The organism is Shinella zoogloeoides, assembly GCF_020883495.1.
In the GTDB taxonomy this organism is placed as follows: Bacteria; Pseudomonadota; Alphaproteobacteria; order Rhizobiales; family Rhizobiaceae; genus Shinella; species Shinella zoogloeoides.
In genome coordinates, this window is record NZ_CP086612.1 from 309,228 (window position 1) to 325,098 (window position 15,871).

General features: G+C 63.3%; 13 protein-coding genes and 3 pseudogenes. 8 read left to right on the forward strand and 8 right to left on the reverse strand.

The features are described 5' to 3' along the window. The first annotated feature begins 30 nt into the window (after positions 1-30). Positions 31-1,527, forward strand: coding sequence for an IS21 family transposase (gene istA / locus K8M09_RS22670; protein WP_382379779.1), 1,497 nt, complete (start codon positions 31-33; stop codon positions 1,525-1,527). After that, positions 1,524-2,282 carry an IS21-like element helper ATPase IstB gene (gene istB, locus K8M09_RS22675; protein ID WP_229341825.1) on the forward strand — a complete coding sequence of 253 codons (759 nt, stop codon included), beginning with the start codon at positions 1,524-1,526 and terminating at the stop codon, positions 2,280-2,282. Before istA ends, istB (K8M09_RS22675) begins: the two co-directional genes overlap by 4 nt. Before the next feature lie 134 nt (positions 2,283-2,416). Here istB (K8M09_RS22675) and K8M09_RS22680 read toward each other — a convergent pair. Continuing rightward, a pseudogene (locus K8M09_RS22680) lies at positions 2,417-3,021 on the reverse strand (helix-turn-helix domain-containing protein); the annotation flags it as partial. A gap of 212 nt (positions 3,022-3,233) precedes the next feature. Beyond that, positions 3,234-3,794: pseudogene (gene istB, locus K8M09_RS22685) on the reverse strand (IS21-like element helper ATPase IstB); the annotation flags it as partial. A 7-nt stretch (positions 3,795-3,801) separates the two neighbouring features. Here istB (K8M09_RS22685) and K8M09_RS22690 point away from each other — a divergent pair. Further along, a pseudogene (locus K8M09_RS22690) lies at positions 3,802-3,903 on the forward strand (Hsp20 family protein); the annotation flags it as partial. Positions 3,904-4,335: 432 nt separating this feature from the next. Here K8M09_RS22690 and K8M09_RS22695 read toward each other — a convergent pair. The 4 genes from K8M09_RS22695 to K8M09_RS22710 all read right to left on the reverse strand — a co-directional run bounded on the left by K8M09_RS22695 (position 4,336) and on the right by K8M09_RS22710 (position 8,377). Beyond that, entirely contained in the window at positions 4,336-4,710 is a 375-nt protein-coding gene (locus K8M09_RS22695) for a DUF779 domain-containing protein (RefSeq protein ID WP_160787931.1), read from the reverse strand. Positions 4,711-4,845: 135 nt separating this feature from the next. After that, positions 4,846-6,354: an aldehyde dehydrogenase gene (gene adh, locus K8M09_RS22700; RefSeq protein WP_160787928.1), complete on the reverse strand. Its 1,509-nt coding sequence runs from the start codon at positions 6,352-6,354 to the stop codon at positions 4,846-4,848. Between the two features lie 150 nt (positions 6,355-6,504). Continuing rightward, complete coding sequence (locus K8M09_RS22705; RefSeq protein WP_160787927.1) at positions 6,505-7,464, reverse strand: helix-turn-helix domain-containing protein; 960 nt, start codon at positions 7,462-7,464, stop codon at positions 6,505-6,507. A 118-nt stretch (positions 7,465-7,582) separates the two neighbouring features. Further along, positions 7,583-8,377: an ABC transporter permease gene (locus K8M09_RS22710; protein ID WP_160787926.1), complete on the reverse strand. Its 795-nt coding sequence runs from the start codon at positions 8,375-8,377 to the stop codon at positions 7,583-7,585. 112 nt (positions 8,378-8,489) lie between these two features. Here K8M09_RS22710 and K8M09_RS22715 point away from each other — a divergent pair, with 112 nt between their 5' ends. Next, positions 8,490-10,604, forward strand: a complete 2,115-nt coding sequence (locus K8M09_RS22715; protein ID WP_160787925.1) for a 4Fe-4S binding protein — start codon at positions 8,490-8,492, stop codon at positions 10,602-10,604. Then, the gene (locus K8M09_RS22720; protein WP_160787924.1) at positions 10,601-11,476 is read left to right on the forward strand and encodes an FAD:protein FMN transferase; all 876 of its coding nucleotides are present in this window, start codon (positions 10,601-10,603) and stop codon (positions 11,474-11,476) included. The genes K8M09_RS22715 and K8M09_RS22720 overlap by 4 nt, the downstream gene beginning before the upstream one ends. An 18-nt stretch (positions 11,477-11,494) precedes the next feature. On the opposite strand, the gene K8M09_RS22725 is transcribed toward K8M09_RS22720, so the two are convergent. Both K8M09_RS22725 and pedF read right to left on the reverse strand, forming a co-directional pair. Next, entirely contained in the window at positions 11,495-12,391 is an 897-nt protein-coding gene (locus tag K8M09_RS22725) for a transporter substrate-binding domain-containing protein (RefSeq protein WP_206366711.1), read from the reverse strand. A 6-nt stretch (positions 12,392-12,397) separates the two neighbouring features. Beyond that, positions 12,398-13,084 (reverse strand): cytochrome c-550 PedF, encoded by a 687-nt coding sequence (gene pedF / locus K8M09_RS22730; RefSeq protein WP_119259182.1) that lies wholly within the window; start codon positions 13,082-13,084, stop codon positions 12,398-12,400. A 148-nt stretch (positions 13,085-13,232) separates the two neighbouring features. On the opposite strand from pedF, the gene K8M09_RS22735 reads away from it, so the two are divergent. Genes K8M09_RS22735 through K8M09_RS22745 form a run of 3 tightly spaced genes read left to right on the forward strand, consistent with a single transcriptional unit; the run spans position 13,233 to position 15,867 of the window. After that, positions 13,233-14,420 (forward strand): ABC transporter substrate-binding protein, encoded by a 1,188-nt coding sequence (locus K8M09_RS22735; RefSeq protein ID WP_160787923.1) that lies wholly within the window; start codon positions 13,233-13,235, stop codon positions 14,418-14,420. Position 14,421: 1 nt separating this feature from the next. Then, positions 14,422-15,387 (forward strand): YVTN family beta-propeller repeat protein, encoded by a 966-nt coding sequence (locus K8M09_RS22740; protein ID WP_160787922.1) that lies wholly within the window; start codon positions 14,422-14,424, stop codon positions 15,385-15,387. A gap of 21 nt (positions 15,388-15,408) precedes the next feature. Then, positions 15,409-15,867 (forward strand): cupredoxin domain-containing protein, encoded by a 459-nt coding sequence (locus K8M09_RS22745; protein ID WP_160787921.1) that lies wholly within the window; start codon positions 15,409-15,411, stop codon positions 15,865-15,867. The last annotated feature ends 4 nt before the right edge of the window (positions 15,868-15,871 follow it).

Here is a 15,871-nt window from a genome sequence, read left to right on the forward strand (position 1 = left end):
TGATCGCAGGAGGGACAGGGGATCTACACCGTGGAACTTTATTTGAGGGTTCGCCTGGCTGTTTCGGAAGGGATGAAGCAGCGTCAGGCCGCGAAGCATTTCAACATCTCGCGAGAGACCGTGGCCAAGATGTTGGCCTATTCGACACCACCCGGCTATCAGCGTCGATCACCGATCCGGCGTCCGAAGCTGGATGCGTTTGTTTCGACGATCGAGCATTGGCTCGACGAAGATCTGAAGATGCCGCTAAAGCAACGCCATACTGCCAAGCGTGTGTTCGACCGCCTGCGTGATGAGTGCGGTTTCACCGGCGGCTACACGATCATCAAGGACTACATACGCGAGCGGGATCAGCGTCGGCAGGAGGTGTTCGTGCCGTTGTCGCATCCGCCCGGCCATGCGCAGGCCGACTTTGGCGAGGCGACGGTGGTGATCGGCGGCGTCGAGCAAAAGGCGCGTTTCTTCGTGCTGGATCTGCCGCATAGCGACGGCTGCTACGTGCGGGCCTATCCTGCGGCGGTGGCCGAGGCCTGGGTCGACGGCCACATCCATGCATTCGCCTTCTTCGGGGCCGTGCCGCAGTCGATCGTCTATGACAATGACCGTTGCCTGGTGGCCAAGATCCTGCCCGACGGCACACGCAAGCGGGCGGCGTTGTTCAGCGGCTTCCTGTCCCACTACCTGATCCGGGATCGCTATGGCCGTCCGGGAAAGGGCAACGATAAAGGGAATGTCGAGGGACTCGTCGGTTATGCCCGACGTAATTTTATGGTGCCGATCCCGCAGTTTGCGACATGGGATGCGTTCAACGCCTTTCTGGAAGAGCAGTGCCGCAAACGCCAGCGCGACAAGCTGCGCGGTGAGAGTGAGACAATCGGGGAGCGGCTACAGCGTGATCTGGCGGCCATGCGTCCGTTACCGGCGTCTCCCTTCGATGCCTGCGACCAGGCCAGCGCCAGGGTGACAGCCCAGTCGCTGGTGCGCTACAAGACCAACGACTATTCCGTACCGGTCGCCTATGGCCATCAGGACGTCTGGGTCCGGGGCTATGTCAATGAGGTGGTGATCGGCTGCCGCGGCGAGATCATTGCCCGTCATCCGCGATGCTGGGAACGGGAAGACGTCGTCTTCGATCCCGTTCATTATCTGCCGCTGATCGAGCAGAAGATCAATGCGCTGGATCAGGCGGCTCCACTCCAGGGCTGGAACCTGCCGGACGAGTTCGCGACGCTGCGCCGCCTGATGGAAGGCCGCATGGCAAAGCATGGCCGACGGGAATACGTGCAGGTTCTGCGCCTGCTGGAGAGCTTCGACCTTGCGGACCTGCATGCGGCCGTGAAGCAGGCGATACAGCTCGGTGCGATCGGCTTCGATGCGGTCAAGCATCTGATCCTGTGCCGGGTCGAGCGCCGGCCACCGCGGTTGGATCTGTCGATCTATCCCTACCTGCCGCGGGCGACGGTCGAGAAGACCTCAGCGAAAGCGTATATGCGCCTCCTGTCGTCTGATGCGGGAGAGGCGGCATGAGCACCGAAGCACCCGACATCCTGCTCGCCCACTATCTCAAGACCCTGAAGCTGCCGACCTTCCAGCGCGAGCACCAGAAGCTGGCCCGGTTATGCGCCACCGAAGGCGTCGATCATGTCGGATACCTGTTCCGGCTTGCCGAACGGGAGATGATCGAACGGGACCGCCGCAAGGTCGAACGTCGGATCAAGGCGGCTAAATTCCCGATCGTCAAAAGCCTCGACAGCTTCGACTTCACAGCCATCCCCAAGCTGAACAAGATGCAGGTGCTGGAACTGGCCCGCTGTGAATGGATCGAGCGCCGGGAGAACGTCATTGCGCTGGGCCCGAGCGGCACGGGTAAGACGCATGTCGCGCTCGGTCTCGGCCTGGCCGCGTGCCAGAAAGGCCTGTCCGTCGGGTTCACGACAGCGGCCGCCCTGGTCAGCGAGATGATGGAGGCGCGTGATGAGCGGCGTCTGCTTCGGTTCCAGAAGCAGATGGCAGCCTATAAGCTGCTCATCATCGACGAGCTGGGCTTTGTGCCGCTGTCGAAGACCGGTGCGGAGTTGCTGTTCGAGCTGATCTCGCAACGCTACGAGCGCGGCGCTACTCTGATCACCAGCAATCTGCCTTTCGATGAATGGACGGAAACCCTGGGGTCCGAGCGTCTAACTGGCGCCCTGCTCGATCGCATCACCCACCATGTCAACATCCTCGAGATGAACGGCGAAAGCTATCGTCTCGCACAAAGCCGAGCCCGAAAGGCAGGCTGAAAACCTCCCGAAAAATCACCACGCCGGCCTGAGACCCCCGCTCGGGCTTAAGCCCTCCCGGCGGTCTCAGACCGGCGCCGCAGTGGCCGACTTTTGCTCCGCCCCGTGGCCGGTTTTTACTCCGCCGTTGACACGAGCGCCATGGTGATGATCCGGTCGCGGACAGCGTCGGGGATACGGTTCCACACCCGTGACGGAGCCGAGTGCCTGTCTTCCAGCCCCTCGACACCGTGGGTCTGAAAACGATCATACCAGCGATAGAAGGTTGGCCGAGGAATGCCGAGCTTGTCGAGCGTCTGCCTGGCTGGCAGATGAGACCCCTCGACAAGCCGGATGATCTCGAGCTTTTCGGTGGCGGGATATCTCATTCTTCGTCGCCCCCATCCGCGATCATGCTTTTTTTAAGCAGGCGGTTTTCCAAGGTGAGGTCGGCCAGCGCCTCCTTCAGGTCGCGGCTTTCACGACGCAGCGCTTTCACTTCGTCGCTGGTGGCCGAACGCGCGGTGTCACCGGCTAGCCGCTTCTTGCCCGCTTCGAGAAACTCCTTCGACCAGCTATAATACAGGCTCTCGGCGATCCCTTCACGTCGGCAGATCGCGGCAATGCTGTCTTCGCCGCGCAGCCCCTCCAACACGATGCGGATTTTGTCCTCCGCCGAGTGATGCTTGCGCGTCGCGCGCCGGATGTCCTTGATTGTCTTTTCGGCCGCCGATGTCTGCGGCCCGGTTTTCTTTCTCATCTTCGCTTCCTTTGATAGAGCTACGATGAGCCGAAAATCCTCTCTTCTCAATTAAACCAATTCTGTCTCATGGGCGCTGATGTCGGACAATGAGGCCTGACACACGACCGATAGAATTCCTCGTCCGCAGACAGTCGTTAGAAAATTCTTCTTGCCAAACCGGGGGCATCCACACACATGACCCGGGATTTGTGCCGAGAGTTGACCCGCCTTTAGATATCGTTCGTGTCGGCCGTGGTGGTCAAGTTCCTGCGTTTCTCCTTTGTCGTTTTGGGCTCATGTGCCGAGCTGTTCTTGAACCGGAAGCTGTCGTTCCCGGTTTCGAGGATGTGGCAATGATGGGTGAGCCGGTCGAGCAAGGCGGTCGTCATCTTTGCATCGCCGAACACGCTGGCCCATTCACTGAAGCTGAGGTTGGTGGTGATGATGACGCTGGTGTGCTCGTAGAGCTTGCTCAGTAGATGGAAGAGCAGTGCACCGCCTGAGGCACTGAACGGCAGATAGCCCAGTTCATCCAGGATGACGAGATCGGAATGCGCCAGGCGATTGGCGATCTGACCCGGGCGACCTTGGGCCTTCTCCTGCTCCAGCGCGTTGACCAGTTCGACGGTTTAGAAGAACCGAACCCGCTTGTGGTGATGCTCGATGGCCTGGACGCCGATCGCGGTGGCAATGTGCGTCTTGCCCGTGCCGGGACCGCCGACCAGGACGATATTGTTGGCGGCGTCGAGGAACTCGCAGCGATGGAGCTGCAGCACCAAGGCCTCGTTGATCGACCAAGACCACGTCGAGGCCCGGTTCAAGAACGGTGTCCTGACCGTGACCTTGCCGAAATCGGAAAAAGCACAGGCGCAGGTAAAGCGCATCGCGATCAAGAACTGAAGCTCGGTGGGTTGGATTGCCAGCGGGAATGGCTACCGGGGAAAAGCGGGCGGAAGGTCAAGCTCGCAGTCCGCGGGACCCAACGGGCGGCTATTTCCGCCATTCTCAAGCCGCGCCGTATGGCTATCATTCGGAAGCGCGATACGATCCGCCCACAATCGTAGTGGCAGTCGGCATCGGGTTCCGATGCCGCTTCAAGCGAAACGGAACCGTCTAGGTTGGGTAAGTGAATCAAGAGCGGTAGACTGCCGCGGTCCCCATATGTACCGCCGAGAGACAGATTGGCGACAATTGCGCAAGCGGCTGTTGCGGATCCGACGCATTCACGTCCTCAAACCCGGATTCTATCGACTTGTTCCCCTGGCATCGAATTGCAAATTTTTAGCGGGTGGAGCTAATTGCGCCAACGCAAGGCGTGCTTGATTTTGCCGCTCAGCGCGGCGGCAGCGGGCAGGCCTCGCCGCCACCGAACAGGCGCGAGCGGGTGAGGAAGCGCTTCTCCCGTCCGTTATCGAGCGAGAACATGCCGCCGCGCCCGGGTACGACATCGATGATGAGTTGCGTGTGCTTCCACACGTCGAACTGGCTCTCGCTGATATAGACGGGCACGCCGCCGATCTCTCCCAGCTTCACGTCGCGGTCGCCGACGATGTAATCGTCTGCCGGATAGCACATGGGGGACGAGCCGTCGCAGCAGCCGCCGGACTGGTGGAAGAGGATATCGGGATAATCCGCCTGGATTTCCCGGATGAGCGCAAGCGCCGCGTCGGTCGTGACGACCCGCGGCTGCGTGATCGCTTCTGGCATGTCTGTCATCGTGGCCTCCCGAAACAGGTTTCCCTCCCTCCGGAAACCCGGAGAGAGGGAGAAGGCAGGTCACGGAGAAAGCGCCCTGCCCTGCGGTTGCCTTCCCCGCGTGGGTAGGAGAAGGCCGGCGGCGGCTCAGAAGAAGCCGAGCGCCTTGGGAGAATAGCTGACCAGCATGTTCTTGGTCTGCTGGTAGTGGTCGAGCATCATCTTGTGCGTCTCGCGGCCGATGCCCGACTGCTTGTAGCCGCCGAACGCGGCATGCGCCGGATAGGCGTGGTAGCAGTTGGTCCACACGCGGCCGGCCTGGATGTCGCGGCCGAAGTGGTAGCAACGGTTGGCATCGCGGCTCCACACGCCGGCGCCGAGGCCGTAGAGCGTGTCGTTGGCGATGGCGAGCGCGTCCGCATCGTCCTTAAAGGTCGTCACCGATACGACCGGCCCGAAGATTTCCTCCTGGAAGATGCGCATCTTGTTGTTGCCGCGAAAGACGGTCGGCTTCACGTAGTAGCCGCCGGCCAGATCGCCGCCGAGATCGTTGCGGCCGCCGCCGGTCAGCACTTCCGCGCCTTCCTGCCGGCCGATGTCGATATAGGACAGGATCTTCTCCAGCTGCTCGGACGACGCCTGCGCACCGATCATCGTCGCCGTGTCGAGCGGGTTGCCCTGCACGATCTTCTCGACGCGCCGGACGGCCTTTTCCATGAAGCGGTCGTAGATCTTCTCATGCACCAGCGCGCGGCTCGGGCAGGTGCAGACCTCGCCCTGGTTGAGCGCGAACATCGCAAAGCCTTCCAGCGCCTTGTCGAGATAGTCGTCGTCCTCGTTCATCACGTCGGCGAAGAAGATGTTCGGCGACTTGCCGCCCAGTTCCAGCGTGACCGGAATGAGGTTCTGGCTGGCATATTGCATGATCAGGCGGCCGGTCGTCGTCTCGCCGGTGAAGGCGATCTTGGCGATGCGCGGGTTGGAGGCGAGCGGCTTGCCGGCCTCAAGGCCGAAGCCGTTGACGATGTTGAGCACGCCGGCCGGCAGGAGATCGCCGATCAGCTCGGCCCAGACGAGGATCGACGATGGCGTCTGCTCGGCGGGCTTCAGCACCACGCAATTGCCCGCGGCAAGCGCCGGCGCGAGCTTCCAGGCGGCCATCAGGATCGGGAAGTTCCAGGGAATGATCTGGCCGACGACGCCGAGCGGCTCGTGGAAGTGATAGGCGATCGTGTCGTGGTCGACTTCGCCGATCGTGCCTTCCTGCGCGCGTACACACGAGGCAAAATAGCGGAAGTGATCGATGGCGAGCGGAATGTCGGCGGCCATGGTTTCACGCAGCGGCTTGCCGTTGTCCCAGGTCTCGGCGCGGGCAAGCAGATCGAGGTTGTCCTCCATGCGCTGCGCGATCTTCGTCAGGATATTGGCGCGCTCCGTCGAAGAGGTGCGGCCCCACTTGTCCTTGACGGCGTGGGCGGCATCGAGCGCCAGCTCGATATCGGCAGCGTCGGAGCGGGCGACTTCGCAGAGCTTGCCGCCGGTGATCGGCGTGATGTTGTCGAAGTAGCGGCCCGCGACGGGCTCCTTCCACTCACCACCGATGAAATTGCCGTACTTCGCCTTGTACGGATTCTCGACGATCTTCTGATGCAGCATTGTCATTCCTCCCTTGAAAGGCCCGGATGGGCCGTCGGAAGGATGGTGCTGCGCTTTGGCCCGGTGCGGTAGGGGCCGGCCGGCGATGGCGGGCGCGACTGTTTCAGATTTGAGACAGGCCCGGCGGACGCACGATGCTGCGCTGCAGCATCAGTTGATCGAGAGCTTCTTCATCTTGCGGTACAGCGTCGCGCGGCTGATGCCGAGGAGGTCCGCCGCCTGACTGACATTGCCGCCGGCGCGCGTCAGCACGCGGCGCAGCGCTGCGCGCTCCGCGTCGTCGAGGTCCCGCCCCTCCTCCGACCGGTCCTCGTGCAGGAGATCGGACGCCGCGATCCCCGTGGCGATGCGCCGGTCGTCTAGGCCAAGCACCTGCCGGGCGGCGCGGGTGGCGCCGAGCACGAGGTCGTCGCGGTCGACGGCCAGTAGCGCCGGCGCCATGCGCCCGTCGACAGGCACAAGCAGAATGCGCGCGGCGGAGAACGCGCGGCGAAAGAGGCCCGCCTCGATGCGTGCGGCGGCATCGCGCACCGCCTGCGAGAGGATCGACATGGTCATCTCGTTGGCATCGTCGCGGCAGGTGGAGATGTCCAGGGCGGCGGCGATGCGGCCGGTATGGTCGCGGATCGGCGCCGTGGTGCATGAGAGCCGGGTATTCTGCGACAGGAAATGCTGATCGCGGAGGATCAGCACGGGCCGCTCGTCGGCAAGCGCCGTGCCGATACCATTGGTGCCGACGCTCGCCTCGCTCCACGCCGTACCCGACCAGAGACCGACACCGCGAAACTCCCGGTCGTCGCCTGCCGCCCCGCGCCGCTCGAGCGCGATGCCGTTCTCGTCGGTGAGCAAAAGGCAGCAGCCGCCCTTGCCCACAATTGCGAAGAGCCGGTCGATTTCGGCGCCTGCCTCCTCGATCAGGACACTCGATCGCGCCCGGACCTGCCGGAACTCCGCCTCGGTCAGCCGCCAAGGCGTCCGATCCTCTTCCGGGGAAAGACCGTAGAGCGTAAGGCAGCGGCGCCATGAGGCCGCGATGGGAGAACTGGCCGCCGCCGAGGCATGACCTGCAATGGTGTAGACATGATCTGCGTGGTCAAAAGACATGGACATTCGCTTTCCTCCCGAATGATTCCGGCCCGGCGACCGACCGGAAAAGCCGCAGGGCTATAGCGACCCTGCTTCCGGCGGCCATCTCGGCCGGTCAAATGTGACTGGATGTATGCATCACCTACCCCCCGACCTCGCTGGCAAGCGACTTTCGTCTCCAATGGGTCGCGCGTCTCTCCCAGGGCTGGATGAGGCCATGCTCTACAAGAAGCATAACGGCCACGAAGGCGAGGGAATAGACGAGGATATGGGTCACCTCGAATTGCTGGAAATACAGATGGATCCGGAAGCCAATACCGTTTGAGCGACCGAGGAATTCGACCACCAGCACAATCTTCCAGATGACCGCGATACCGTTTCGCGCCGCGACCGCCAGCCAGGGTGCAAGCTGCGGAAAAACCAGATGCCGGAAACGCTCGCCCCGAGTCAGCCGGGCAACGAAGGCGAGGTCCGCGAGGGCGGGATCGAAGGTGCGCACGCCCTGCCGCACGGTGACCAGGACCATAGCGGTCTTGTTGAGCGTCACGGCGGCGACCGCTGCCACTTCGTTGAGACCGATCCAAAGATAGCACAGGACGATCAGCACCAGCGCCGGCAGGTTCATGAAGATCGTCACCCAGGGATCGGCCCAATGATTGAAGCGTTGGTACCTGCCGAGAAGAACGCCGAGTGGGATGCCGAGCGCCATGGCGAAGGCGAAGGCCGCGGCGACACGGGAAAGTGTCGCCAGAAGGTCGCGGATAAGCCGGCCGGACGCGAGCTCTGTCTGGAGCACGCGCGCGACCTCGAGCGGATCCGGCAGGACCGTCCGGTCGGCCTTCAGTGCCGCGAGCCCCGCCCAGAACAAAACGAACAGGACAAGGGACAGGATGAACACGTTCCCGGGGGGGCGGTCTTCAACACTCTTCTGCAACATGGGTCATCTCCCGAGCACATTATAGCGGCGCAGACCGTTCACCGATCCGCGACCTTGGTCGTATGGCGGCCGCTCGCCCGCTGCATAGAAATCGGAGTGGGAGGAACGCGCGATGGGGAGAGGCTTTGGGCTATATGCTGCGCTGCGGCGCGTTTTTATCATCCTGGTCCTGACCGGCGGAAGCCTGATTGCCGGACTTCAGAGCACTCTTGCCGCACCACTCGATCGCGAGGCGCTCCAGGCGATGATCGTGCCGCCCTATGCCCTTGGCGAACCCGTGAACGACCAGGGCGTATGGACGCTTCTCAATTCCGGCGGAGCGGAGGCCGGCTATGTCTTCGAGACCGGTCCCCTCGCCCCTCTTCCCGGCTTTTCCGGCGCGCCCATCGATATGCTCGTGACCATCGACCTCGATGGCCGGTTTCTCGATGTCAGGCTCGTCTCGCACAATGAACCGATTTTCGTATCCGGCCTCGGCGAAGCGCCCCTTCATGCATTTCTGAAGCAGTACCGCGGCCATTCGATCCGTGAGCCGCTGGTCGTCGGCACGCCCTATGGTGATGCCGGCAATGGCTCGGACCTCGTCTATCTCGACGGCGTGACCAAGGCGACGGCCTCGGTGCGCATTGCCCACGAATCGATCCTGGCCGCAACGCTCGCCGTCGCACGCGAGAAGATGCAAGGCGTTGCAAGCGGCCCACCCGCTTACCCCGACCCGGCGATCGATGTGGCGCTCGACTGGGCGACGCTCGTCGAGCGCGGCTATGCCCGCAACCTCAAGGTCACCAACGCCGAACTCGACGCAGCCTTCCGAAAGACCATCTGGGCGCATGACGATCCCGACGCCGCGGCGGACCCCGAGGGCCTGTATCTCGATCTGTGGGCCGTCGACATCGGGCCTCCGGCCATCGCCAAGGCTGTGCTGAGCAATGACAGCCTTGCCGATCTTCAACGCCTTCTTCGGGTTTCGCCTGACGACGAACCCGTTCTCGTCATCGACGCGGGCCGCCACGGCCTCGTCTCGCAGGATTTCGTGCGCAATACGGCACCGGACCGGCTCTCGGCGGAACAGGACGGCCTGCCCCTCGCGCTGCGTGATGCCGACATGCTGGTGGAGACGCAGGACGGCGTGCCCCACGGCACGCGCATGGTCCTGCGTATCGACCGCCGTCTCGGCTTCGACCCGACGCGGGAGTGGACGCTGGCGGCGCAGGCCGTGCGCGCGCATGGGATGCTGAAGCCGGAAAGCGGATCCGCCCATTTCCCGCTCACCCTCAAGGCCGACGGGCAGTTCTACGCTCGCCCGCAGATCTCCGTTGCCCTGCCCGCATGGCAGGCGGCGATGGTATCCCGCAAATGGGATCTCGCCCTTCTCTTTCTTTTGCTTGCCGGCCTGCTCGCCGCCGTCGGTCCGGGCATGCACAGACTTGCAAGGCCTGCGGTACTGCGCCCTGCGCGGCTCGGCTTTCTCGCCCTCGTCATCGGGTTCGTCGGATGGTGGGGCCAGGGCCAGCTATCGATCGTCACACCGCTTGCCGCGCTTCGGACGGCAATGGATGGCGGCAACCTCGCCGTGCTGCTGTACGACCCGTTCTCGCTCATGATCTGGAGCGCGACCATCATCGGCTTCCTGCTCTGGGGGCGCGGCCTGTTCTGCGGCTGGCTCTGCCCCTTTGGCGCCATGCAGGAATTTGCCCACCACGCCGGCCGCCTGCTGCGACTGCCGCAATGGAACCCGTCCCCGGCGTGGGACGCCCGGCTCAAGGCCGGGACATGGCTGTCGCTCGCGGCCCTCGTCGCCATTGCCGTGTTCGCACCGGAAAGGGCGGAAACGGCAGCCGAGATCGAACCCTTCAAGACGGCCGTCACCACCGGCTTCCAGCGCGAATGGTACTATGTCGCCTATGCCCTCTTCTGGCTGGCCCTCGGTGCGATCACCTTCAAGGGCTTCTGCCGCTACCTCTGCCCGCTTGGCGCCCTGATGGCGTTGGGCGGCCTGCTCCGCACACGCAGATGGATCCCGCGGCGCGTGGAATGCGGCTCGCCCTGTCAACTGTGCCGCGTGCGCTGCCCCTATGGCGCCATCAAGAAGACAGGCCATATCGCCTATTCCCAATGCTTCCAGTGTCTCGATTGCGTGTCGATCCATGACGACACGGCGCAATGCGTGCCGCTGGTGCTTGCCGCGCGAAAGCACGCATCGCAGCCGGCGGGAGCCCAGCCATGAAGCGGCGGCGCTTTCTCTTCATCGCCGCGGCGGCGGCATTTGGCGGCCCTGCGCGGGCCGAGATCACGACATGGCAGGCCGATATGTTCGGCGGTACGGTGCGTATCGACCTGCGCGGCCCGCGCGCGCTTTCCGCTGATGTCGTGCGCAACGTCGGCGCCACCATAGCCGAGGTCGAGGCCGCAGCCAGTCTGTTCAAACCCGCCTCGGCGTTGCGCCGTCTCAATGCCACCGGCCGTCTTGACGAGCCGCCCGCCATCTTGCTCGATCTGTGCAGCCTGGCCGATGATCTCTACCGTCGTACCGACGGGCGCTTCGATCCGACGGTTCAACCGCTATGGCGCGCTCTTGCCGAAGGCCGCGATACCGCGGATGCAAGAGCCGCGATCGGATGGAACCGGGTGCGGATCGGAACGCCCGTCCGGCTCGACGACGGCCAGGCGCTGACCTTCAACGGGCTTGCCCAGGGGTATGCGGCTGATCGGGTACGCGCCCTGCTTCGCAAGGCAGGCTATAATCAGGCTCTTGTCGAAATGGGCGAATACGCGACGATCGGCGGACCATTCACCGTCGCAGTGGAGGATCCGGCCATCGGTACCGTTGCGGTCCGGCGGCTGACGGGAAATGCCATTGCGACCTCCAGTCCGGCCGCCATGCGCATTGGCGGCAGCTTCCATATCCTCGGACCGAAGCGTGAGGTCCCATGCTGGTCAACGATTTCGGTGGAAGCGGAAAGCGCGGCACTGGCAGACGGCTTCTCTACAGCCTTCTGCCTGATGTCAGCCGACGATATCCGCAAGGCAATGGGAAAGGCCCGCGATGTGATGCGGGTGACGGCAGTGGATTTCGCCGGCGACGTCTCCACCTTCTGAACGCTTGAGCACCTTGGCTCAGCGTTGCGGCGGCGTGTATGTCAGGCCGTATCGTTGAAAAATACGGGCGATTTCACCTTCGGCAAGCGCATTCTCGATCGCCTCGTCAACCGCATAGGCGAGATCCCTGTGCTGGAAATTGATGCCGACGCCGATGGTCCAGTTTCCCCGCGCAAAGCCGACCAACGGTGGAGAATGCACCGCCAGTCCATCTTTAGGATGGCGTATCAACCCCGCTTCCAGTTCAGCGCGCGGGCCCATTGCCGCCTTTGTGTCGCCTTTGGCCAACCCATCCACGGCGGCGGCTGTGGAACGGAAGCGGTGGATCTTGTCGACGGGCCCGATCAGCGAGGTGAGATAGAAGTCGGCAATCGAGTCATTCTCGACAGCAACGGGGTCAAACCGGAAGAAGGGCGGTGTGGGGCCCTTCTCCTCGTAGTCGGTGGTGCGATAGGCAATCGCGATATTTTCCGCCGCATATTGCCCGGTGAAGACGACCTGCTCGACTCGACAGACGAGCGCGCTGTCATAGGGCACATGCAGCATGACATCGCTGACGCGGCCGCCGACGGCAGCCCCCTTCCAAACATAGTTGAGCAGATCGGCCTCGAGATTTTCGCCGGATGCCACGAGCCGGAACTTGGCCTCGACGCCGAGGGTCTTGGCGATCAACCGGCCGATTTCGATATCGACGCCAGCCGCCTTGCCCTTTTCCTCATAGGACCAGGGCGCGTAGTCGTCATAGACCGCAAACTCGATCCACCCCTCCTCAACAATCCGGTCGAAGCTTCGCCCGACATCCTGCGCGAAGGTGTTCTGAGGCTTCGGTTGTGGTTTGTAGCCCTCGCAACGCGCAAAGGCGCCGCCCGGAAGGGCAGCGCCGATGATGAAGGCCAGAAGGGTTCTACGCAGCATGGCAGTTTACTGCGTGGCGGAAAGGCCGACAGTCAGCACTTCCGCCGCCTTCTTCCAGGTCTCAGGCGCGTCGGTGAGGATGCGTGCCGCCTCATAGGTCACGCTGTCGGCGATGGGTGCGCCAGAGGCCGTCTTCACTTCGGCGGCGATCGTCTCCAGTTCCTTCTTCAGCGCGCCGGTATCGGCGACCTTGCCACTGCCCAGTTCATCGCGAATTTCGTGCAGGCGCTTAGCGTGCTCGTCGAGCGCACCGTCCTCCGGCCGCGTTTCCACATAGGTACGGATCGCCCAGGCCGCCTTTTGGCCGAGGATATCGCCAAAGGCCGGCATCTTGGTGGTGCCGTCCTGTGTATAGCCGTGACGGAAGCGCTCGATGAACCACTCGTCACCCGCCTCTTCCGCTTCGAGGAAGCGCAGGTCCGGCGCAAGGCCGCCGGATACGGCTCCGAGACCGTGACAGCGCGCGCAGTTCTGGTTGAAACCGGAGGAGCCGATTTCCACGGCCTTCAACCAGACGTCATGGCCGGCCTTCGCCTCACGATAGGGGTTTTCTGTCAGCCACTCCTCGCCCACCTCTGGCAACGCATCCGTATTGACCGGCTGCGGCGCCACATCGCCATGGGCAATCACCAGGCTCGTCGTTGCCAGAAGGATGGCTGCGGCTATCCCGCCGCGAATGATGTTGGCCGACATGCGGTCCTCCCTCGCATTTAAAACTGCCACTTTCTACGGCAGGCCCCACGCGCTGCGATATGCGACCTAGGTCGCTAAAGCTCATGGCACCAAGGTCGTATTTCCGTTGCGCCAGCCAGACGACATTCTGGCAATGGGAGGAAATGATATGCTGGCAAGTCTCGCAGCGCGCCGTCGAAGTCTATGTCTCGCGGCAGCGATCGTCTGTCTGGCGTCGCCAGCTGCGGCGGAAATCGCCATACCAATGACCTATCTCCGGCAGGAAGTCGCGGCACCGCCGGTGCTCTCCAATCTCGATCCCGTCCCCAGTGATCGCGGCCTCGCGGGAGCGGAGGTCGCCCTAACGGACACGAAGACGACCGGCAGCTTCATGGGCCATGCCTACAGCCTCGCCGTCGTCTCGGTCGAACCAGGCGGTGACTTCCTCAATACCGCGCGCAAGGTGCTAGCGGCCTCAAAAATTCTGCTTATCGACGCGACACCAGAGGGCATGCTCGCCGTCGCGGATCTGCCGGAAGCGAAGGGCGCCCTGCTCTTCAACGTGGCCTCGGGCGCACGGCGGCTACGCGACGCGGACTGCCGCGCGAACCTGCTGCACACCATAGCCGAAGATGCGATGCGTACCGACGCGCTAATGCAGGTGCTGAAAGCCCGGCGCTGGACGCGGACCGTCCTGATCGTCGGTCCGAAGCCGGAAGACAAGGCTTATGCCGAGACGTTGCGTATCTCAGCCCAGAAATTCGGCGTCGATATCCTCGCCTCCAAGGACTGGACCTTCGACACGGACCTGCGCCGCGCGGCCGGCCAGGAAATCCCGCTCTTCACCCAGGATTTCCCCGACCATGACGTCCTGCTGATCGCGGACGAGGCGGACGACTTTGCGCGCTATGTCCAGGACAACACCTGGCTGCCGCGTCCCGTCGCCGGCGCGGATGGTCTTCGCGGTGAAGGTTGGGCGCCCGTGCTCGAGCAATGGGCCGCCGTGCAGTTGCAGAACCGCTTCGAGAAAGCGGCAGGCCGTGAGATGGGCTCACGCGACTACGCCGCCTGGACGGCACTGCGTACCATTGGGGAAGCGGTGACGCGGACCAACTCCGCCGATCCGGCGGTTCTGCGCGCCTTCATCCTCTCCGACAAATTCGCACTCGACGGGTTCAAGGGCCGAAGCCTCAGCTATCGCGCCTGGAACGGCCAGCTTCGGCAGCCGATGGCCGTCGTCAATGCCCGCGCTCTGGTCGAGCTGACACCTCTCGACGGCTACCTGCACCAGACCAATGAAATGGACACGCTGGGCCTCGACCGGCCCGAAAGCGCCTGCACTGCCTTTGGAGAATGAGATGAGATTCCTTCCTTTGTTGATCTCCCCCCTGCTGGCGGCCGCGCCCTTTCAGGCTCTTGCCGGCGAAATATGGGTGACGAACGAGAAGGACGACACGATCTCCGTGATCGACACGCAGACGCTGGAAATGGTGCGCACCATCAAGACCGGCGAGCGGCCGCGCGGCATTACCTTCAATTCCGATCACAGCCGCGTCTATATCTGCGCCTCCGACAGCGACACGGTCCAGGTCATGGACCCCGCGACCGGCGAGATTTTGCACGACCTGCCCTCCGGCGAGGATCCCGAGCAGTTCGTGCTCGCTCCGGACGACAAGCATTTATGGATCGCCAACGAGGACGACGCCGTGACGACGGTCGTCGATGTCGAGACACGGCAGGTCGTGGCGCAGGTCAATGTCGGCATCGAGCCGGAAGGCATGGCGGTCTCGCCGGATGGCAAGATCGTCATCACCACGTCGGAAACGACGAACATGGCGCACTGGATCGACACCGGCACCAAAAAGATCTTCGCCAACACGCTCGTCGATTCCCGTCCGCGCCATGCGGAGTTCGCCAAGGGCGGAACGGAACTCTGGGTCTCGTCCGAAATCGGCGGCACGATCACCGTCTTCGATGTGGCGACGCAGGCGGAAAAGGCCAAGATCCGCTTCGAGATCACCGGCGTCAACGCCGACCTCGTCCAGCCGGTCGGCTTCGAGTTCACGCCAGACGGCAAGACCGCCTTCGTCGCCCTTGGCCCAGCCAACCATGTCGCGGTGATCGATGCCGATACGTTCGCGGTCAAGTCCTACGTCCTCGTCGGCCGTCGGGTCTGGCACCTCGCCTTCTCGCCGGACCACACGCAGCTTTTCACCACCAACGGCGTCTCCGGCGACGTGACCGTCATCGACGTCGCCTCGCTGGAACCCGTGAAATCCATCAAGGTCGGGCGCTTCCCCTGGGGCGCGGCGACCCGGCCATGACTTTTTGAAAGGGAGGATAGAATGAAGAAAGCGCTTTTCGCCGCCGTCGTGCTCGCCGCCATGCCATTCGCAGCGCTGGCAGACGACGATGACGACGCCGGGCCCGAGGCCGGCATGGGCCTTGCCGGCGTTCTCTCGAAATCCAACCGCGAGGCTTTGCCGGCGCTGACACTCTCGACCGGACAACCGATTGCCAAGGGCCCGCTGACGCTGAAATCCGGCAAATACTACACGCTTAAGATCGAGGCGGACGGCAGCCAGGAACTCGCACTGGAGGGCGCCGGGTTCTTTCGCGCCATCTGGGTCAACGAGATCGTCATCGAGGGCATCGAGATCCGTCCGCTCGGCGTCGATTCCATCGAGTTCGACGAAGCGGGTGAAGCCGAAATCAGCTTCGTCGCGATCAAGCCGGGTAGCTACCACCTGAAAATTCCCGGCAGCACTGGCGACACCCAGCAAGTCGCCATCACCATAGAGTGAGCAC